Source organism: Parablautia sp. Marseille-Q6255, from assembly GCF_951230155.1.
GTDB lineage: Bacteria > Bacillota > Clostridia > Lachnospirales > Lachnospiraceae > Choladousia.
On record NZ_CATNVD010000016.1, the window covers coordinates 1 to 17308 of the forward strand.

General features: G+C 49.6%; 16 protein-coding genes and 1 pseudogene. 4 read left to right on the forward strand and 13 right to left on the reverse strand.

Going from position 1 to position 17308, the window contains the following annotated elements; all coding sequences use genetic code 11:
* The 4 genes and pseudogenes from QOX44_RS12990 to QOX44_RS13005 all read left to right on the forward strand — a co-directional run.
* Positions 1–380: pseudogene (locus tag QOX44_RS12990) on the forward strand (ISLre2 family transposase); the annotation flags it as partial.
* A gap of 361 nt (positions 381–741) precedes the next feature.
* Complete coding sequence (locus QOX44_RS12995) at positions 742–1632, forward strand: YitT family protein (RefSeq protein ID WP_283683596.1); 891 nt, start codon at positions 742–744, stop codon at positions 1630–1632.
* A 101-nt stretch (positions 1633–1733) separates the two neighbouring features.
* Positions 1734–2255 (forward strand): RNA polymerase sigma factor, encoded by a 522-nt coding sequence (locus QOX44_RS13000; RefSeq protein WP_283683598.1) that lies wholly within the window; start codon positions 1734–1736, stop codon positions 2253–2255.
* Between the two features lie 96 nt (positions 2256–2351).
* The gene (locus tag QOX44_RS13005) at positions 2352–4442 is read left to right on the forward strand and encodes a beta-propeller domain-containing protein (RefSeq protein WP_283683600.1); all 2091 of its coding nucleotides are present in this window, start codon (positions 2352–2354) and stop codon (positions 4440–4442) included.
* 75 nt (positions 4443–4517) lie between these two features.
* Here the strand turns inward: QOX44_RS13005 and QOX44_RS13010 are convergent, their stop codons facing one another.
* From QOX44_RS13010 to QOX44_RS13070, 13 genes are all read right to left on the reverse strand, one after another.
* On the reverse strand, positions 4518–5009 hold the full coding sequence (locus tag QOX44_RS13010; RefSeq protein ID WP_331488401.1) for a GNAT family N-acetyltransferase: 492 nt from the start codon (positions 5007–5009) through the stop codon (positions 4518–4520).
* A 21-nt stretch (positions 5010–5030) separates the two neighbouring features.
* On the reverse strand, positions 5031–5987 hold the full coding sequence (locus tag QOX44_RS13015; protein ID WP_283683601.1) for an alpha/beta hydrolase: 957 nt from the start codon (positions 5985–5987) through the stop codon (positions 5031–5033).
* 54 nt (positions 5988–6041) lie between these two features.
* Entirely contained in the window at positions 6042–6923 is an 882-nt protein-coding gene (rsmA, locus tag QOX44_RS13020) for a 16S rRNA (adenine(1518)-N(6)/adenine(1519)-N(6))-dimethyltransferase RsmA (RefSeq protein WP_283683603.1), read from the reverse strand.
* A gap of 20 nt (positions 6924–6943) precedes the next feature.
* Positions 6944–7717: a TatD family hydrolase gene (locus QOX44_RS13025; RefSeq protein ID WP_283683605.1), complete on the reverse strand. Its 774-nt coding sequence runs from the start codon at positions 7715–7717 to the stop codon at positions 6944–6946.
* A gap of 12 nt (positions 7718–7729) precedes the next feature.
* Complete coding sequence (locus QOX44_RS13030; protein WP_283683607.1) at positions 7730–8644, reverse strand: 4Fe-4S binding protein; 915 nt, start codon at positions 8642–8644, stop codon at positions 7730–7732.
* Positions 8637–8783: a CD1871A family CXXC motif-containing protein gene (locus QOX44_RS13035; protein ID WP_283683609.1), complete on the reverse strand. Its 147-nt coding sequence runs from the start codon at positions 8781–8783 to the stop codon at positions 8637–8639. The genes QOX44_RS13030 and QOX44_RS13035 overlap by 8 nt, the downstream gene beginning before the upstream one ends.
* A gap of 27 nt (positions 8784–8810) precedes the next feature.
* Complete coding sequence (locus tag QOX44_RS13040; RefSeq protein WP_283683611.1) at positions 8811–9488, reverse strand: TlpA family protein disulfide reductase; 678 nt, start codon at positions 9486–9488, stop codon at positions 8811–8813.
* 121 nt (positions 9489–9609) lie between these two features.
* Positions 9610–10356 (reverse strand): SDR family NAD(P)-dependent oxidoreductase, encoded by a 747-nt coding sequence (locus tag QOX44_RS13045; RefSeq protein ID WP_283683612.1) that lies wholly within the window; start codon positions 10354–10356, stop codon positions 9610–9612.
* Positions 10357–10528: 172 nt separating this feature from the next.
* Positions 10529–10690 carry a hypothetical protein gene (locus QOX44_RS13050; RefSeq protein ID WP_283683614.1) on the reverse strand — a complete coding sequence of 54 codons (162 nt, stop codon included), beginning with the start codon at positions 10688–10690 and terminating at the stop codon, positions 10529–10531.
* Between the two features lie 11 nt (positions 10691–10701).
* A complete protein-coding gene (locus QOX44_RS13055) occupies positions 10702–11919 on the reverse strand; it encodes a Wadjet anti-phage system protein JetD domain-containing protein (protein ID WP_283683616.1) in 1218 nt (405 codons plus the stop codon).
* Positions 11916–15215, reverse strand: a complete 3300-nt coding sequence (locus tag QOX44_RS13060; protein WP_283683618.1) for an SbcC/MukB-like Walker B domain-containing protein — start codon at positions 15213–15215, stop codon at positions 11916–11918. The genes QOX44_RS13055 and QOX44_RS13060 overlap by 4 nt, the downstream gene beginning before the upstream one ends.
* Entirely contained in the window at positions 15212–15877 is a 666-nt protein-coding gene (locus tag QOX44_RS13065; protein WP_283683620.1) for a DUF4194 domain-containing protein, read from the reverse strand. Before QOX44_RS13065 ends, QOX44_RS13060 begins: the two co-directional genes overlap by 4 nt.
* On the reverse strand, positions 15870–17285 hold the full coding sequence (locus tag QOX44_RS13070) for a Wadjet anti-phage system protein JetA family protein (protein WP_283683622.1): 1416 nt from the start codon (positions 17283–17285) through the stop codon (positions 15870–15872). The genes QOX44_RS13065 and QOX44_RS13070 overlap by 8 nt, the downstream gene beginning before the upstream one ends.
* Positions 17286–17308 lie beyond the last annotated feature (23 nt).

The following is a 17308-nucleotide window of genomic DNA, read 5'->3' on the forward strand; positions in this document are numbered from 1 at the left end:
CACAGGGATTAGAACTGCCAGAGAACCCGGAGGGGCTGGAATACAGAAATATGGGAACGATGGAAAACCATGTATGGAGCGTGATCGCGAAGCGGATGAAACACAACCATACGAGCTGGAGCAAGCGAGGAGGGAACCATCTGGCAAAGATACTGGCAAAAAAATGCAGTGGAAAACTGTATGAAGTAACACAGAGTCTGAAACAGCCATTGTTTGAGACGGAGACAGTCGAGGAGCTGTATGGGGAGATCCTGTTGTCAGCAAAGGCACCGAAGAAGGATGGGAAAGGTTATGAATATCCGGTGATCGGTCATGTAGTAGGCCTGGAAGGAAAGGTGCGAGGTGACGGACGGAAGCTGTTAGCAATGGCAGGATATTAAACAGCCCGGCACAAAAACAGATACCAAGTGCAACACCTGTGAAGCCGCCGGTACTTAATGAATCAGAGCCGCAGGTGAGATGGATGAGGTCAGCTTCCGCTGCGAGCGAAATGGAGCGGGTGCGTTAGCAGCGTTGACTGTTTCCTGAACGGGCGTATGATAAATCATGTATGAAAAAATTTGCCAACGATTACTTGACAGTAACATTTTTCTAAAATAGATTTTCCCTTTTCCCCCGCTTATGATATACTTTGCTTATAGTAATTTTCAGAAATGTTTTTCCGGCAAGGCATACAGCAGGGTTTTATTTGAAAAAATAGTTTCAACACGGTGTTTTCTATTACAGTCTGGAGGTTCTGTTATGGTATCTTCTCTTACAAATAACAAAAAACAAAAGGAGTTTCTGGTGGATATCCTGTGCGATATCGCAGGCAGCATCCTGTATTCTGTCGGTATTTACACATTTGCCAAGACAGCAGATTTTGCACCGGGCGGTATTTCCGGCCTTGCGCTTATCATGAACCACCTGTGGGGACTGCCGATCGGTACTATGTCGCTTGTACTCAACATTCCGCTGATCCTCATCAGCTACAAAATCTGCGGCAGGAGCTTTATGATCAAATCACTGCGCACGATGCTTTTCTGTACCTTTTTTCTCGATATCGTCTTTCCGTTTACGCCTGCCTATACCGGCTCGCCGCTGATGGCTGCCCTGTACTCCGGCGTTTTCATTGGAGCGGCGCTTGCGATCTTCTACTCCCGCGGCACCTCCTCCGGAGGCACGGATTTTCTGACTGTGACGATCAAGGTGCTGCGCCCGCACCTGTCCATCGGAGTGGTGACAATGGCGATCGACCTGTTTATTATCGCTCTGGGCGGACCTGTCTTTCGTAATGTAGACGCGATCCTCTACGGTCTGCTGACGACATTTATCACGTCCATCACCATTGACAAGATCATGTTCGGTATGGCGTCCGGCGCGCTCGCGATCATTATCACAGACAAAGGACAGGAGATTGCGGACCGGATCGGTACGATCACCGGGCGCGGCTCCACAGCCATCCGCGCAATGGGTACTTACACAAAGCAGGACCGCGACGTATTGCTCTGTGCCTGCTCGGATGTGCAGTCTCATATGGTCATCCAGACCGTTCACGAAATTGATGAAAATGCTTTTATTATGATGACGAATACGAGTCAGGTGCTCGGCGAAGGTTTCATCGAAAAAACAGACAAAAAACAAATTTTTTAAAAATCCCCGCAACAATCCGGGGATTTTTTTGCACTTATTATATGACCAGGACAATCTCGCAGCAGCCGCTGCTGTCAAACAGCTGTCAGAAAGGAAGATTTATGAACCCAACCCCAGAACTGATCCGGCAGGCAAAGGGAGGCGATGCGCACGCCTTTGCACTGCTCTATCAATCCGTTTATAAAGACCTGTACCGGTTTGCACTCTACACACTGCGGCATCCTCAGGACGCGGAGGATACGGTAAGCGAGACAGTACTCGATGCATTTGCGCAGATCCACACACTTCGGGAGGACGCATCCTTTGGTCCCTGGATCTTTCACATCCTGAGTATAAAATGTCGCCGCCGCATCCGTGAGTATATCCATGCGCCTTCTGCGCTCGATGAGACCCGGCCGGAAGAATCCATCTCCGGATGCACTCCCCACAACAGCCTTCCTGAACAGACGGATGTGCGCAGAGCATTTTTTTCTCTTCCTGAAGAGGACCGTCTGATCATTGCCATGAGCCTGTTTGCGGGATATTCCAGCCAGGAGATCGGCACGCAGCTTGGCATGAACCCAAATACTGTGCGTTCCAGACAAAGCCGTGCGCTCAAAAAGCTGGAGGGCCTGCTCTCCTGAGTATGCCTGCTCCCCTGTATATACAGCCTGCAAAGTATTTCCGCTCTCAAAGCAGCGGATCCCATATCCACATCTTTCTAACAGGAGGAAAACTATATGGATCAGAAAGATCTTTTAGAAAAAATCAAATATGACGCAAAGGATCTGCCTATTCCTGACAGCCTGCAGCCGGACTCCATTGAAAAGCTGCTGCAGGAGAACAGCCGCAGCCGCTCCACTGATACGACCGATTTCGAACGCGCCGCAAAACGCAGACAATTGCGCAGACGATGGCTTCGTTTTGGGAGCGCTGCTGCTGTATTCGCGCTGACAGGCGCGCTGCTGTGGCAGTCCTCGCGGATCGAAAAGTACCAGAAAACAGAAGAAGCACAGGAAATGCAGATGACAGCCGAAACAAAAGAAGCCAGACAGCCTGACCAGACGGACGCTGAAAAAATAAAAGCTGCTCCGGCTGCTTCCGAAGCCTTCACCTATGCCGAAAGTCCCAAAGCCATCTATGAAGCATTGTACGAACAGTTCTGCTCCCAGACGCCGGAAGCGTATGCTGCTACATCTATGGCACGGACAGAGCTTTTGCAGTCCGCAGCGGACGTCGAAAGCGCCATAGAAGACACTTCCTACACTGCCCCGGCAGATGCGACCGGCACAGATTTCTCGCAGACAAACCTGCAGGAGCTCGGAGTCGATGAGGGAGACATCGTGAAAACAGACGGCGAGTATATCTATATCCTGCGCACTGACCTCTCTCTTGCGATCGCACAGATCAGACAGGGCAGGGCCTCCCTTCTCGGTGTGACCCCTCTGGGCGCCGGCGATAATGGTTATGCGCATGAGATGTATCTGGAGGGCGACTGCCTGTATATCATCACCAGCGAATCCGTGACCTCGCTTGAGCAGGATGAGGACGTCTATTATACCAGCACAGGCAGACAGACCATGCTGCTGACCTATGATGTCTCCGACCCCGGCGCTCCTGTACAAAAAGGAGCCATCGCTCAGGAGGGTTCGTATGCCGCTTCCCGCAAAAATGACGGATTTATCTATCTTTTTACAAGCTACTCGCCGGATATCCGCGATACCTTTGAAGACAGCACCATCATGCCCCGAATCAACCAGACAGAACTCTCTGCCGGAGATATCTATCTCCCGGACTCCATGGAGAGCACTTCTTATCTGGTGATCTCCTCCATGAAAACAGATGCGCCGGATGAGATCTTCGACAGCAAGGCGCTTGTCTCAGGCGCCAGCCATTATTATGTGAGTCCGGAAAATATTTATATTGCAAATGAACGCTACGATGCATCCTCCGTCCTGACCGAAATCACAAAATTCCACTATGCAGACGGAGAGATCACCGGCGTCGCGGCAGGCTGTGTGCCAGGATATTTAAACAACTCCTTCTCCATGAATGAATACAATGGCAAGCTGCGTGTTGTATCCACGTATACAGATAATAAAGCTGCGAGCGTTTCGGATTCTTCCGGCGCATCCGTCAAAGCCGCTGTCGATCAGGAGGAATACAACGCCCTGTATATACTTGATGAAGCCATGAAACAGATCGGTGCGATCGAAGATCTTGCAAAAGGAGAAACGATCCGCTCCGCCAGATTTTCAGGCGATACCGGCTACTTTGTAACCTTCGAACAGACAGATCCTCTCTTCTGCGTTGATCTGTCTGATCCGGAGCATCCGCAGCTTGTTGGAGAGCTAAAGGTCAGCGGCTTCTCCTCCTACCTGCATTTTTACGGGGAAGACCGTCTGCTCGGCATAGGCTATGAGGCCGATCCGGAAACCGGAAGCATCGAAGGGCTCAAGCTGTCCATGTTCGATATTTCTGATCCGGCAGACATAAAAGAAATCCATCGTACCGTGATCCCCGGCATTACCTGGTGTCCTGCCATCGAGGATCACAAAGCCATCCTTGCTGACGCAAAAAAGAATGTCATCGGTTTTTACTGTGACAACCGCTATCTCGTCTTCTCATATGACGAGACAGAGGGCTTTACAAGTGAGCTGGTATATGATTTTTACTCCGATATGCTCGTCAATCAGGCAGAATACAATACCATGCGCGGACTGTATATTGATGATACCCTTTATCTGGCAGGGGATACCTTCCTGATCTCCTTTGACATGAAAAAAGACTTTGAAAAAACAGATGTGATAAAAATTTCAAAAGAAACGTAACACCCTCACGAGGCACACGCCTCCCGCACCGGATGCAGGCGCGCGATCAGACGCCGCCTGCATCCGCGTGCATCATCAGACGTCATCTGCACTGCGCAGGATCTTCTCCATTCCGATCTTTTGTATATGCATCCCTATCTTTTCATAAAAATGGACGGCATCCTTATTGTCCGCCCATACATTCAGCGTTACATTATAGCATCCGATTTCCCGGGCAAACTCTAAAACATAGTCGTACAAAGCCATTCCGATGTGCTGTCCTCTTACCGTTTCATCCACACACAGATCATCTATGTAAAGAGTTTTCCTCTTCCTTTGTATACTGCTGTCGATCAGCTCGATGATACAAAAAGCATAGCCCACAACAGAATCCTGCTCATCTGTGGCAACAAATATTTCCTTCTGACCGTCCTCTAAAATATCCTTCAGGTCGTTGTCATCATATTTTTTTGCGCCCTGTCTGAATAAATCAGGTCTTGCGTCACTATGCACCTTCTGCACCTGATACAACAGTTTGCTGATTTTGTCAAAATCTTTCTCGTCCGCTTTTCTTATTGTCATATTCATCTATTCCTTCTGCATCAAAATCTAAGAGAGGATCTTCCTGCTCAGCCAGTCATACACATCCGCGTACACCTGCTCCCGGTCCAGCTCATTTAAAATCTCATGGCGGTCGTCTGCATACAGTCTGCACTCGACGTCCTGTACCCCAAGCGTCTCAAATCGCTTTGCCACACGCAGTACTCCTTTTCCAAAGCTGCCGACCGGATCGTGGTCTCCGGCAATAAAAAATACCGGGATCTCCCTGGGCATCTGTTCCAGATATGCCCTGCGTCCAAGCTTTGAAATACCAAGGAACATATTATAATAGGCATTTGCTGTAAACGCAAACCCACAGCGGCTGTCACTGACGTACGCATCTACCGTGCGCTCATCCCTGCTCAGCCAGTCTGCACACGTGCGGTTCGGGGCAAATTTTGCATTGCTGCGTCCGGCGACGATCCACTCCAGAAATCTGCTCCTGTATCTCCATCCATGCAGGAGTGCTCCTGCCTTTGCCAGACACATCGCAAGCCGCGCCACCGCATACGGATAATCTCCCGTGCCGCAGATCACCGCACCGTCAAGCCCTTTTCCCTCTATGCAAAGATACTGCCTGACAAGGAAGGACCCCATACTGTGTCCAAAAAGGATATACGGCACATGTCCCCCTCCTTCTGGCGCTTCACAATACTTCCTGCCAGTGAACTGCCGCAGATGGTGAATATCCCGGATCAGACACAGATTGCCATTCTCCGCGGCAAAGTACCCGTAATCCGCGGGATCCTTTACCGTATCTCCATGTCCCAGATGATCGTGACCCGTAACGAGAATCCCCTGTCCGGCCAGATACTGTGCAAACTCCCGGTAGCGTTCTATATACTCTGCCATACCGTGTACGATCTGTACGACCGCGCGCACACTGCCCGACGGAATCCACCGCACCGCATGACACTTCGCCATCCCCTCACTGGATGTAAAATAGAAATGCTCCTCCCTTACCATATACCTTCCTCCTTTGCATATCTGCCTGTCCGCCTGCGCGTCTGTTCGCCTGACCTATTCTTCTGCCTGGCCTCTCTGCGCTGCCAGTGCGTCCGCAAGCGCGCCAAACTGCTCCAGTGTAAGCGCTTCTCCTCTGGTATTCTCCGGCAGACCGGTCTGCTCAAATGCTGCAAGTATCTGCTCCTTCGTAAAGGGCAGGGATGCAGAATTCTTCAGCCCGTTTACAAGCGTCTTTCTCCTCTGATTAAACGATGCGCGGATCAGCCCAAACAGCAGTTTTTCATCCCGCACCTTTACCGGCGGATCCTGATGTCTGGTGAGCCGTATCACCGCACTGCCGACATTTGGCCGCGGGATAAAACAGTTCGGCGGAACATTTGCCGCGATGTACGGCTCTGCGTAATACTGCACAGCCAGAGACAGCGCCCCATAGTCCTTCGTCCCGGGTTCCGCCTGCATCCGCTGCGCAACCTCCTTTTGCACCATGACCGTAATACTGTCAATCGGTACTTTACTCTCAAAGAGCCCCATAATGATCGGCGTTGTGATATAATACGGCAGATTCGCCACCACCTTGATCGGACGTCCTGCATTTCTCTCCTGCGCGATCGCCGCAATATCTGTCTTCAGCACATCCTGATTCAAAACAGTGACATTCTCATACTCTGCCAGCGTCTCAGAAAGGATCGGGATCAGATTGCGATCGATCTCCACTGCTGTCACCTCTCTCGCCGCCTCTGCCAGATACTGTGTCATGGTCCCGATCCCCGGCCCGATCTCCAGCACAAAATCCTCTTTGGTGATCTGCGCCGCTGCAATGATCTTATCAAGCACCCTCGGGTCAATCAGAAAGTTCTGGCCGAATTTTTTCTGAAAATCAAAACCATATTTCTGTATAATCTCTATTGTTTTCTGTGGATTTGAAAGCTTTTCCATATTATCTCCATTCCGTTTTCCTATTGTCTGATCCGGTTATAGACACGCAGCGCATTCTCACAGGTCGCTGCCTCTGCCTCCTGCACCGTGATTCCCTTCAGCTGCGCAATCTGCCCGATCACAAGCGGCAGATACAGGGATGAATTGCGTTTTCCGCGATTGGGAGCCGGAGCCAGATACGGACAGTCCGTTTCCACCACGATCCGCTCCAGAGGTATCTTCTCCACCACTTCCTTTAACACCCGCGCATTTTTAAATGTCACCACACCTCCGACGCCAATATAATATCCGAGCTTTATGTATTCCATTGCCAGCTCTGCCGACGAAGAAAAGCAGTGGATAATACCGCCGGTCGTCCCGGCATGATGCTCCTTTATGATGTCAAAGGTATCCTGAGCAGCTTCGCGGCTGTGCACATTGACTGCAAGTCCTGTCTCCTTCGCCATCTCAAGCTGACGGATAAACCATTGCTTCTGAAGCCCGCGCGCCTCTTTGTCCCAGTAATAATCAAGACCGATCTCTCCGACTGCCACCGTCTTTGGCCTGCGGCACAGCTCATACATCCACATAAGACGTTCCTCATCAAGCGCTCCTACTTCGTCTGGATGCACCCCCACCGCCGCGTAAATAAACGGATACTTTTCTGCCAGCTCCTGGCTCGCCTTTATACCGCGCAGCGAGGCTCCTACATTAACGATCCCTCCGATCCCAGACGGCTCCATCTGCGCAAGCAGCTCCTCCCGGTCCTCGTCAAATGCCTGATCATCGTAATGCGCATGTGTATCAAAAATCATGCTCCTGCCTCCTTATTCTGTATCGTTTTGATCCGCCCGCGTCCCTTTTCCTGCAGGCTTTCTGTGTACCGCGCACGTCGGACATGCCCTCACACACGCTCCGCACCGGATACACTCTCTGCTGTTTGGCTCCTTCCACACCGGAATATCCATTTTACAGACACGCTGACATTTTCCGCAGCGGGTACATTTCTCCTCATCCACCTCATAGCGGTAGAACGCGATAGGATGAAAAAGCCCGTATACAGCTCCAAGAGGGCAGAGATATTTGCAAAACGGCCTGTAATACGCAATCGCCCCGACCACGCACACGATCAGTATCAGCAGCTTCCACTGGAACAAAAAGCCGGCTGCCGCACGCAGCGGTTCATTCGTAAGCGTGAGCGGGATCCCTGCCAGAAGCGTCCCGCTTGGGCAAAGATACTGGCAAAACCACGGTCTCCCCTGGCCTAGGAAATCAGTCGCTACAAGCGGAAGCAGTATCACCATCACGACAAGCACCACATATTTCAGATAAACCAGCAGGCGGTGTCCCGGCAGGTTTTTCCGCTTGAACGGAAACGGGATCTTATGCAGCAGATCCTGTATCAGTCCGAACGGACACAGCCAGCCGCAGACAAAACGCCCGAAAATCGCTCCGATCACCATAAAAAATCCAAGCAGATAAAAAGAAAATCTGAAATTGCGTGCTCCAAGCACCGCCTGCAAAGAGCCGATCGGGCAGGATCCCAGCGCCCCCGGGCAGGAATAGCAGTTAAGCCCCGGCACGCATATATTTTTGAGCGGCCCGGTATAGATTTTTCCCTTTAAAAAGCCGAGCGCATATCCGTTTGTCACAGCCGCGACGATCACCTGCACCCACAGGCGGGGATCACGGGAAACGCCCTGCCGATTTTTTCCCTGTGTATTTTTCACCTTCTTATCCAATTCCTATACACTCCAGACATATATTTGTAGCTTTGAGGAACAGCGTTGCCAGCTCTCCTCTTGCCACACCTACTGCGAGAAACACTGCTCCGCACAGCAGCACAGCTGCTCTCGCATACATTCTCTGACGATCTGTCATAGCTTCACCATCCGATATTTTTGTACGTTACTGCGCAGCCTCTTCCAGCAGCTCATCTGCAATAGCCGCCCAGTCTGCCTTTGATCTTGCACCTGTATAAATCTCACCGACCTGATTTCCCTGCTTATCTACGAATACTGTTGTCGGCACAGCCTGCACATTCATCAGATAATTGTAGTACAGACTCTCGGATACAACGAGATGCTGATAATCTGCCTTCGTCTCTTCTATGATCAGGTGCGCCGTCTCATTGTCCGGATCTGTCGCATCGGAGACAATCCCGATCAGCTGCATCCCTTTGTCCGCATACTCTCTCGAAAGCTCTCCCAGCTCCGGCATCTCGCTGATACACGGTCCGCAGAAGGTTCCCCAGATGTTGACCATCGTAAGCTCTGCCTGTGCAAAAATATCCTGTGTCACGGTCTCCCCGTCCAGCGTCTGGGCCTCAAATGTGCCAAAGAGCCCCGAGGAAGCAGCTTTGACTCCGCCTGCGTCCTGCTCCGTCATCTCTGCCGCAGGCTCCGTCTGCATTTCTGTCTGCGCCAGGCCTTCTGTCTGCTCTGCCGCTTCTTCTGCAGGCTCTGTATGCGTTTCTGTCTGTACCGCTGTCTGTGCCGTATCCTGCGGCTCCTTATCCTGTGCGCCGCAGCCTGTCAGCATCATTCCTGCAAGTACGCCAATTGCCAGCAAACGTATATTTCTCATATTTTATTCCCCTTTCGATAACTGCCTCTATTCTATTAAAAAAACGCCGGGAAATCAATATCCCGGCGCAAATCCATTTCTCAGATTATAAACGCTTCACATTTTGTGACAGTATTTTTCCTTACGTCCGCGCCATGCCGTCAACACTCAGGATCACGCCTGTGATATAGGAGGCCTCGTCCGACGCCAGGAATACGAATGCATTTGCAATATCCTCCGGCTGTCCGAGACGGCGCAATGGGATCTGTGCGATCAGAGGCTTCAAAACCTCCTGCGGCACTGCCTTCATCATATCTGTCTCTGTGATCCCCGGCGCTACCGCATTGACGCGGATCCCCTTTGGCCCAAGCTCTCTTGCCAGCGATACCGTAAAGCCATTCACGGCAAACTTGGACGCGGGATAAGCAATACCGCTTGGCTGTCCGTAAATGCTCACCATCGAAGAAGTACTCAGGATCACTCCTTTTCCTTTTGCGATCATGCACTCAGAAGCAGCCTTTGTGCTGTTAAACACTCCCTTAATGTTCAGATCCATGACCTTGTCAAATGCTTCTTCCGTATATTCTGTAAACGGCGTGCTCTCCGAAACTCCTGCATTATTTACAAGGATCTCAATACAGCCATACTTCTCACTGACTGCGCGAAATGCCTCCCGCACCTCTGAAAGCTTTCCCAGATTCGGACTGATCCCGTCCACTACCGCATCCGGGTACTTTTCCTTAAGCTGTGCGACTGCCTTATCTGCTGTCTCCTGACGGCTGGCTGCCAGGATGACCTTCGCTCCCTCCCGTAAAAAAGCATCTGCCGTTGCAAAGCCAATCCCTCTGCTTCCGCCTGTGATCACTGCAACTCTGTCTTTTAATCTCATATTCCTTCCTCCTGATAAATAGATATACGGCATTCCTGCCCTGATTATTCGTGATATAAATTCCTGTATAAAGCTACGATTTTTTTATGCTCCTATAATACCAGGATCTCATCTATTTATCTGTAACAAAGTCACAATAACAAAACTAATTTTTGCATAAGGCTGACGGACTTCACAGCATCAATTGTTTCTGCATATCCCCCCCGTCAAACGCATGGAACAGAATGTAGCCTATCATCTTGCCGTCAGGCAGAAGTTTCGTCATTGTCTGCTCTCTGCGCGAGAATTTGCCATCAAACCACCGCTTTTCGGCAAAAAAGATTGGATATACCATTCTTAATCCCGCTAATAGGATTCTTCCCAATAGCTGATGATCTCCTGCTCCAGTTTTACATTATGATCCAGCATATACCGGACAGTCTGCCCATAAAGCTTGGTGTCAGCCAGAGAGTTCAGCCGCTTGCGGTCTCTGTCAGTCAGCGGCTGGCAGCAGGTTGAAAATTCTTTCTTTTTAAGCTCTGCTTCCGACATCCGGTACAATCCAAATGGAATGCCTGTGATCCGGCAGAGGTTTTCGTGGATATAAAATCCCCCCGCATCCAGATCACCGAAATGCAGATATTGTATCGCCGGATTGTCGTGATACACCTTTTTCAGAAAATCCCGCTGGAACCGCGTCGCATATCCTCCCAGATAAAAGAAACTGACCGCCTGATCCCGGCAGCGGTAATAGGAGGTCTTATTTTCCACCGTCATAAATTTCACGGTGTGGACGCTCACCTGTTCCAGGGCTTCGAGATCCTCGGTGAAAAATTCAATCCCATCTCCAAGGCTTCCTAATTCCAGCAGCCTTCCGCCGATTTTCAGAGTAATATCCCCTTTCAGGCAGATCTTCTGCCTTTCCGGAATAATAGAATAATCCTGAAGGATTTCGTTTACTAATTCGTCCTCTTTACAGGGTCTTTTTTTGTATGCGCGAAGCAGACGGCACACACGCTCTAAGGTGTTTTCCTCCAGATATTTGGAGGAGCCATAGATCATCATAGAGGCTTCCCGCACATAAAGCTGCCTCTTATTTCGTTCTATAAAGGTGAGCGCTTTCAGGATCTCCTCCGTCTGCTGATAATTATTCGGGATCTTATTTTCAGCAAGAATCCTTTTCAGCCGTTCGCATTCCCGGTCAGCCGCCGGAGAAATTCCGCTGTAGCGGGCAATCATCTGTTCCACGTACTGTCTCTTCGTGCGCTTTGGTTCATACCCGTAAGCGGACTCCAGATACGTTTCGATCTCATCTACCTTCTCATCGTTCAGGTAAATCCTTGCGATTTCGTTGCTGAAACCATTTTCCTCAAAGGTCAGAAATCCATCTTCTGCGCACTGCGCCGCAGCCTGATTGATATTCTCGATCTGATCCATATCGCCGTCATTTTTGCTGTACTTCTTATATAGCTCCGAAGGAGAAATGCCCGTCCGCCGGCAGATTACATTCGTTTTACTGTCCTTTTTGCTTTTTCTGTATTTTTCCACCAGCAGCCGCAGCATTTTTTCTTTATAATCAATCATAAGTCCTTTTCCTCGTGAAACTGGACAATACCAAGCTGCATGCTGTCCGGACGCACGCGCAGCACCGGAAGAAGAACCTCACACTCATTCCCGATCGTTTCCGTCTTATCCGGAGAACAGAAAATCACCTGCAGCTTCTGTTCTCTCATAAAACGCAGCATCAGCTTTACATTTCCCGGATCCATCTTTGCAAACGGCTCATCAATAAATACCAGGCGGGTGGAATTAATCCTCTGATTATAGATCAGAAGCAGCGCCGACGACAGGATCAGCAGATACGGAATCTGTACCTCTGCGCCGGAGTTAAAGCCCGTCTGTCTCGACAGCTTTGCACGATCCAGGATCTGGTTGCTGACCAGAATTTCATACGTCATATAATTCCGGTAATCTGCAAAGCGCGCGATGGCTTCCTCACTGTTTTTCTCTATGATCCGGTTGATGATCTTTCGGAGCTCCTTCTCAAGCTCCTCGCCTTCTTCATCCGAAACGGAGGTAAACATCTCAAATGTCATCTGCCCCTCTGCAGTGCCAAGCTGCTCCCGCTCATCTAAGTATCTCGCATACTCGATGATCCTGGCGTATTCCGTACCGTCCTTTACATAGTGGACATCAAACTGATATCTGGCAGAAAAGTTCAGCTTTGCCAGCTCTGCATTGATCTGCTTCAGATCTTCTCTTGCCTTCTCGCAGTATTTCCGGATATTTAAAACAAATTCATTTTTGAAAATATCCTCATACCGTCTCGTCTGAGCCTCCAGCTCCTGACGGATCTCCTGCAGATTATCCATCCAGATCCGGTCTTTTCTGGCCGCATAAAGCTCTCTGCCTTCTTCCCCCACCGGGAGTCCGCTGTCCGGATACCTGCCGTTGTAGGCTGCCTGAAGAGAGAAAAGCTCTTTTTTATGCTGCTCCATGCTTCTTACAATGCGGGCCCTTGTTTCCTGTGCCAAAAGTCCGCCCTGCGCGCTTCCTGCCAAAAACTTCTCATAGCTTTCCACCGCTCTTTGGACCACGTTATAGAAGCTGATCTCATACTCCCGAAAACGATTTTCTGCTGATACAAGCTCGTCTTTTTTCTGCTTTGCCTTCTCCCGGCACATCTGGATCGCCACACCCAGAGTGCCGTTTTCCCGGTCATATTCCGCTCTCGCCTGCTTCATACCGGTCTGTTCCGCCTGCAGGCGTTCCACCAGCTGGCTCAGCTCCAGATATTCCCGGTTATTCTGAAGCGCTTTTTCCAGACGCTTCAGCTGTTTTTCAGAATCCGTACACAGACCGGATACTTCCTGATATTTTGATACAGCCTCATACGCGTATGGGCGGAAAAAGACTTTGTATCCATTTAGCCGGTTCTTTCTGTTTTCCAGCTCCCGGCGGTTTGTAAGCGCCTCCCGTTTCTCTTCCTGAATGCCGCATATCTTCTTTTCTGCACGGATCCGGTTCAATTCATAGATCTTCTGCCCCAGATAGTAAGAGCCGATGCGGTCAAAGCGCAGGAAATAGCTGTCCATGGCTACCGACACGCGTCCCTCTCTGGAAATGGCATTTTCAAAATTCCGAACCTGCTGCAGCTCTGCCGCATGTATTCTTCCAAGCTGAAATTCAAAGTATTTTTTTGCCACCTCATTTTTGATCTCAAGCATATGTACGACCGAATCTGCCTCTGGATCTGTCTTTTTCCTCATCAGCAGCTTCGTATTAAATAAATGGGCATATCTGTGAGAGGAACGGTTCAGCACATCGTCCGCAATGTCGTAATACTGCGGCTCTACGAGGATACTGTACCGGCGCGGGCCAAGAAACGCTTCTATGGCATCCCGCCAGCTTTCATCCGATAAACTGATCACGTACTCGCAGGCAAACTGCGCCCTGCCCTTAATCTTCCTCTGTTCAAACTCCCTGTTGATCTCATCGCGCAGACCGACATACTCCGGTATCCGGTCATACGCATTTTTATGCTTCCGGCAGTCTTCCAGAATCTTTTCCTGTATATTCAGCTTTCGGTTCAGCTCCTCCACCGCCTGATCGAGACGGTCGATTTCACGGATTTTTTCATCGTAGGCCTGCTCCACCAGACGTTTCAGTCCGTCCGCTGCCGACGCCTTTTCCGCCGCGGAATATACATTTTCGCACAGAGATGCCAGAATTTCTTTTTTCTCTACTTCCCTGCCCTCTTCCATAAAGCTGTGGAGAATTTCACCAACCTTCGTCTGGAAATCTTCCAGCTCCCGGCATTTAAGCTTCCATACATCTTTTTCTTTTTTCAGTTCGTCCAGCCGTTTTCGTTCCTCTTCCACCATTCTGGCGCCATCCATCTGGCTTAAGCTGACTCTCGCCTGGACAAGACGATGCTCCAGTTCGTCCAGCCGTTCATCCAGGATCTGAAGCTCGCGGGTAACCTCTTCTTTCTTTTTCTCTGCCTCCTCCCGGTCCTGTGACAGGCGCTCCAGATTTGCCTGCAGATCGAGCTTCTTTTTATAAACAATCTTGATCTCGTCTGCCCGCAGCCTGTTCGTCTCATTCTCAAGGGTGTCGTATTCTCCAAGGATCTGATCGAGTCGTTCGATCTCCTCCTGCACCACACAAAAAGCGGTATTCAGCCGTTCAATATTATTCTTAGCTTCAATCAGCTTGCTGAAATCCACATTTCTCTCTTCCAGAACGCTTTCCCGGATAAACCGGTCGATCTTTGCCTCCGGATCGTAGGACATAATTCCCCGCAGCTTGCGAAGATAGGTGGGCATCTGATCCAGCCTCAGCTTAAGTCCTGTCATCTGCATAAACCTTGGCAGCCCCTGCTCCCGGTTCAATAAAGTAAGCCTATAGCGCTTCTGGAGCGCGGAGGCGCTGTAAGGCATCATCATCCCGTCCTGCTTGGACGTATGCTCCATCTCATCCATGGTCGTTTTGTCCGCCACATATCGGTACGTCTGACAATTGTTCGCCGCATTCGTTTCAATCACGACGCCAAGCAGAAAAGATTTCTCCTCAATCTGGTCAAAAAACTCCAGTACAATATGACTGTATACATTTGGGATCTTCTCCGGCGGACGCATATACGTTCCTGCCGTAGCATCCAGAAGTCCTCTTGTATAGGAAGAAACCGTCCTGCTTCCCTTTCCTTCGGAAGATTTGTTGAATACCGTATCTCCATAGGCAGCATATTTGATGGCGTCCAGCATAGCAGACTTTCCATTTCCATTCTTACCTGCGATCAGTGTAAAAAATCCGATCGGCGCTGTAATAGCTCCAAAACCGTACCAATTGATCAGACGAACTTTTTTCAGTAAGATCATAGCTCTTCCTCCTCAAAATCCTCCGGTTCCAGCTCCGGCTGCTCTTTCGCCTGTTCCGCTTCCTCCGTCTTTTGGGAATCCTCCTCGTTCAGATACTCGCCCACCACCGTCTTAAACTGCGGGATATCCCAGCCGAACTGAAGAGACGGATACAGCTGGATCTTCATATCCTCTCCGTCCTCATCCTCCGCATAATTGATCAGGCTATGCTTTTTAAACAGCTTAAACGCAGCGGAAAGTTCCGTCCTAACAACGACGACTCCGTAATCTCGGATCTTATCGATCAGATCGCCCTTTGTGACAAAATTGCCCTCTCCGTACCCCAGATTCTCCAGATATACTTTCCAGAGAACCAGCAGCAGATGATACTGCAGATTTGTAAATGCGATCACATTTGCCCTCTTCAGTCCGACCGTCTCCAGGTCTTCCTCACTGGCAGTCAGCATAGCCACCCCCACCTTGTCATCCACCAGAAGATCAAACCCGATCAGCCTGAGATATTCCGAAATATCCTGCCGGTTTGATTCACGGGAAACGAACGCATACAGCTTCTCCTCCCTGTCCCGAAGAATAAAAGTAGATTCCAGCAGTTTCCTGATGCTTTTTTTGAATAATATGATACTTTCTTCTTTTATCGTTATATGCAGACTGATGTCACTCATCGTTCTTCCTCTTTACCTTAATCCGGCTGATCGCCGCAACCTCTGTCTCTACCGTTCCTTCTTCAAAAACTACCTCATAGGGAAAGCCCACCGAGCCGGAATAAATGATACTGGCTGCAGCCATCATGGCATCCTCTCTCGTGCGGATCCCCCATTCCTCCACAGATATATAACCCTTATCCGGAATCTTCTCATCCAGATAATCGCTCACTCGATCCATACTGTACCGATCTGGTATGGTAGTCAGCAGCTCATCCGTCAGGCGCATCTTCTCCTCCACAGACAGTTCGTCCAAAGGAATCCCTGCACTTTTCATGTTCGGGTTCGCCTTTTTGCGCCGCTCAAAGGATTTACGGCTGATATAGCCCACCTGCATCTGACGATGACACGCCGCGATCTGACGAAGCACCACATCCCGCTCCTCGCCCTCTATTCCCTTTAATAACAACAAAACCCGATTCAGCAGACTTTCCAGATTCGTTCCATTACTTAAAACCATCATCATACGGACCGAATAGAGATTGTAATACGTATTGATCTTCCTATCAATATACCCCATCTCCTGATCGTATTCCAGGCTGATAAAGCTGTCCAGCTCTGCAAATTGGCGGTCGATCTTCTCCTTCGCCTGCACCTCTTCGACATTCTTCAGACTTCTGTACTCCTTTATCATCTGGTCATACAATTCAGAATATCTCAATTTCCGGAGCATCCGTTCAATACTGGCAATATAGGAGGGAATCAAACCGCTCTTCTTTATGAAAAAATAATCATGAAAGAACCGGTTCAGCAGCTCGTCCTTCAGCAGGAACTGTCCCAGGCTGTTCGCATCCGTCATCTTCGTCACGGCACGCATGATTTCCTGAACACTGTCCTTCAAAATCAGCAGCTCGTTTTTCAGATCACACTCATGTTCGATCAGGGGAAGCAGAATGTTAGAATAAGGACGGATAGCACGGATGCTGTCCTTGCCAAACGAAGACTTCAATATTTCATAAATCGAAAAAATATGATTTGTGATCGCACTGTTGGAGTCCATATCAAAAATTTTATGTATAGCGTCCACCAGCTTCCAGCAATAGGCAGATACGGACGCAATGTTATCCCCACTGCGCCCGATTTCCTGCGGAGTTATCCACCCGCAGGCACGAAAATACCGGAGAATAGAGGATGCATTTTCCTGAGGCGAGCGCCTGCTGCTGACCTCCTCGCCGATATTCTCCGTCTCTATCGCATACATACAGTTCTGCAGATAAAGAATCAGACAGTTTCTCGCATCCGCCTCGTACAGTACCGAAATTTCCTTTGATTTCTCAATCAGCAGGCTGATACACTCAAAATAAATCTCCCTGTTCTGACAGCAAAACGGATTAAAAAATTTGTCATTGATATTCTCAAAAAATGACATATGGAACCTACCTTTGATGATAT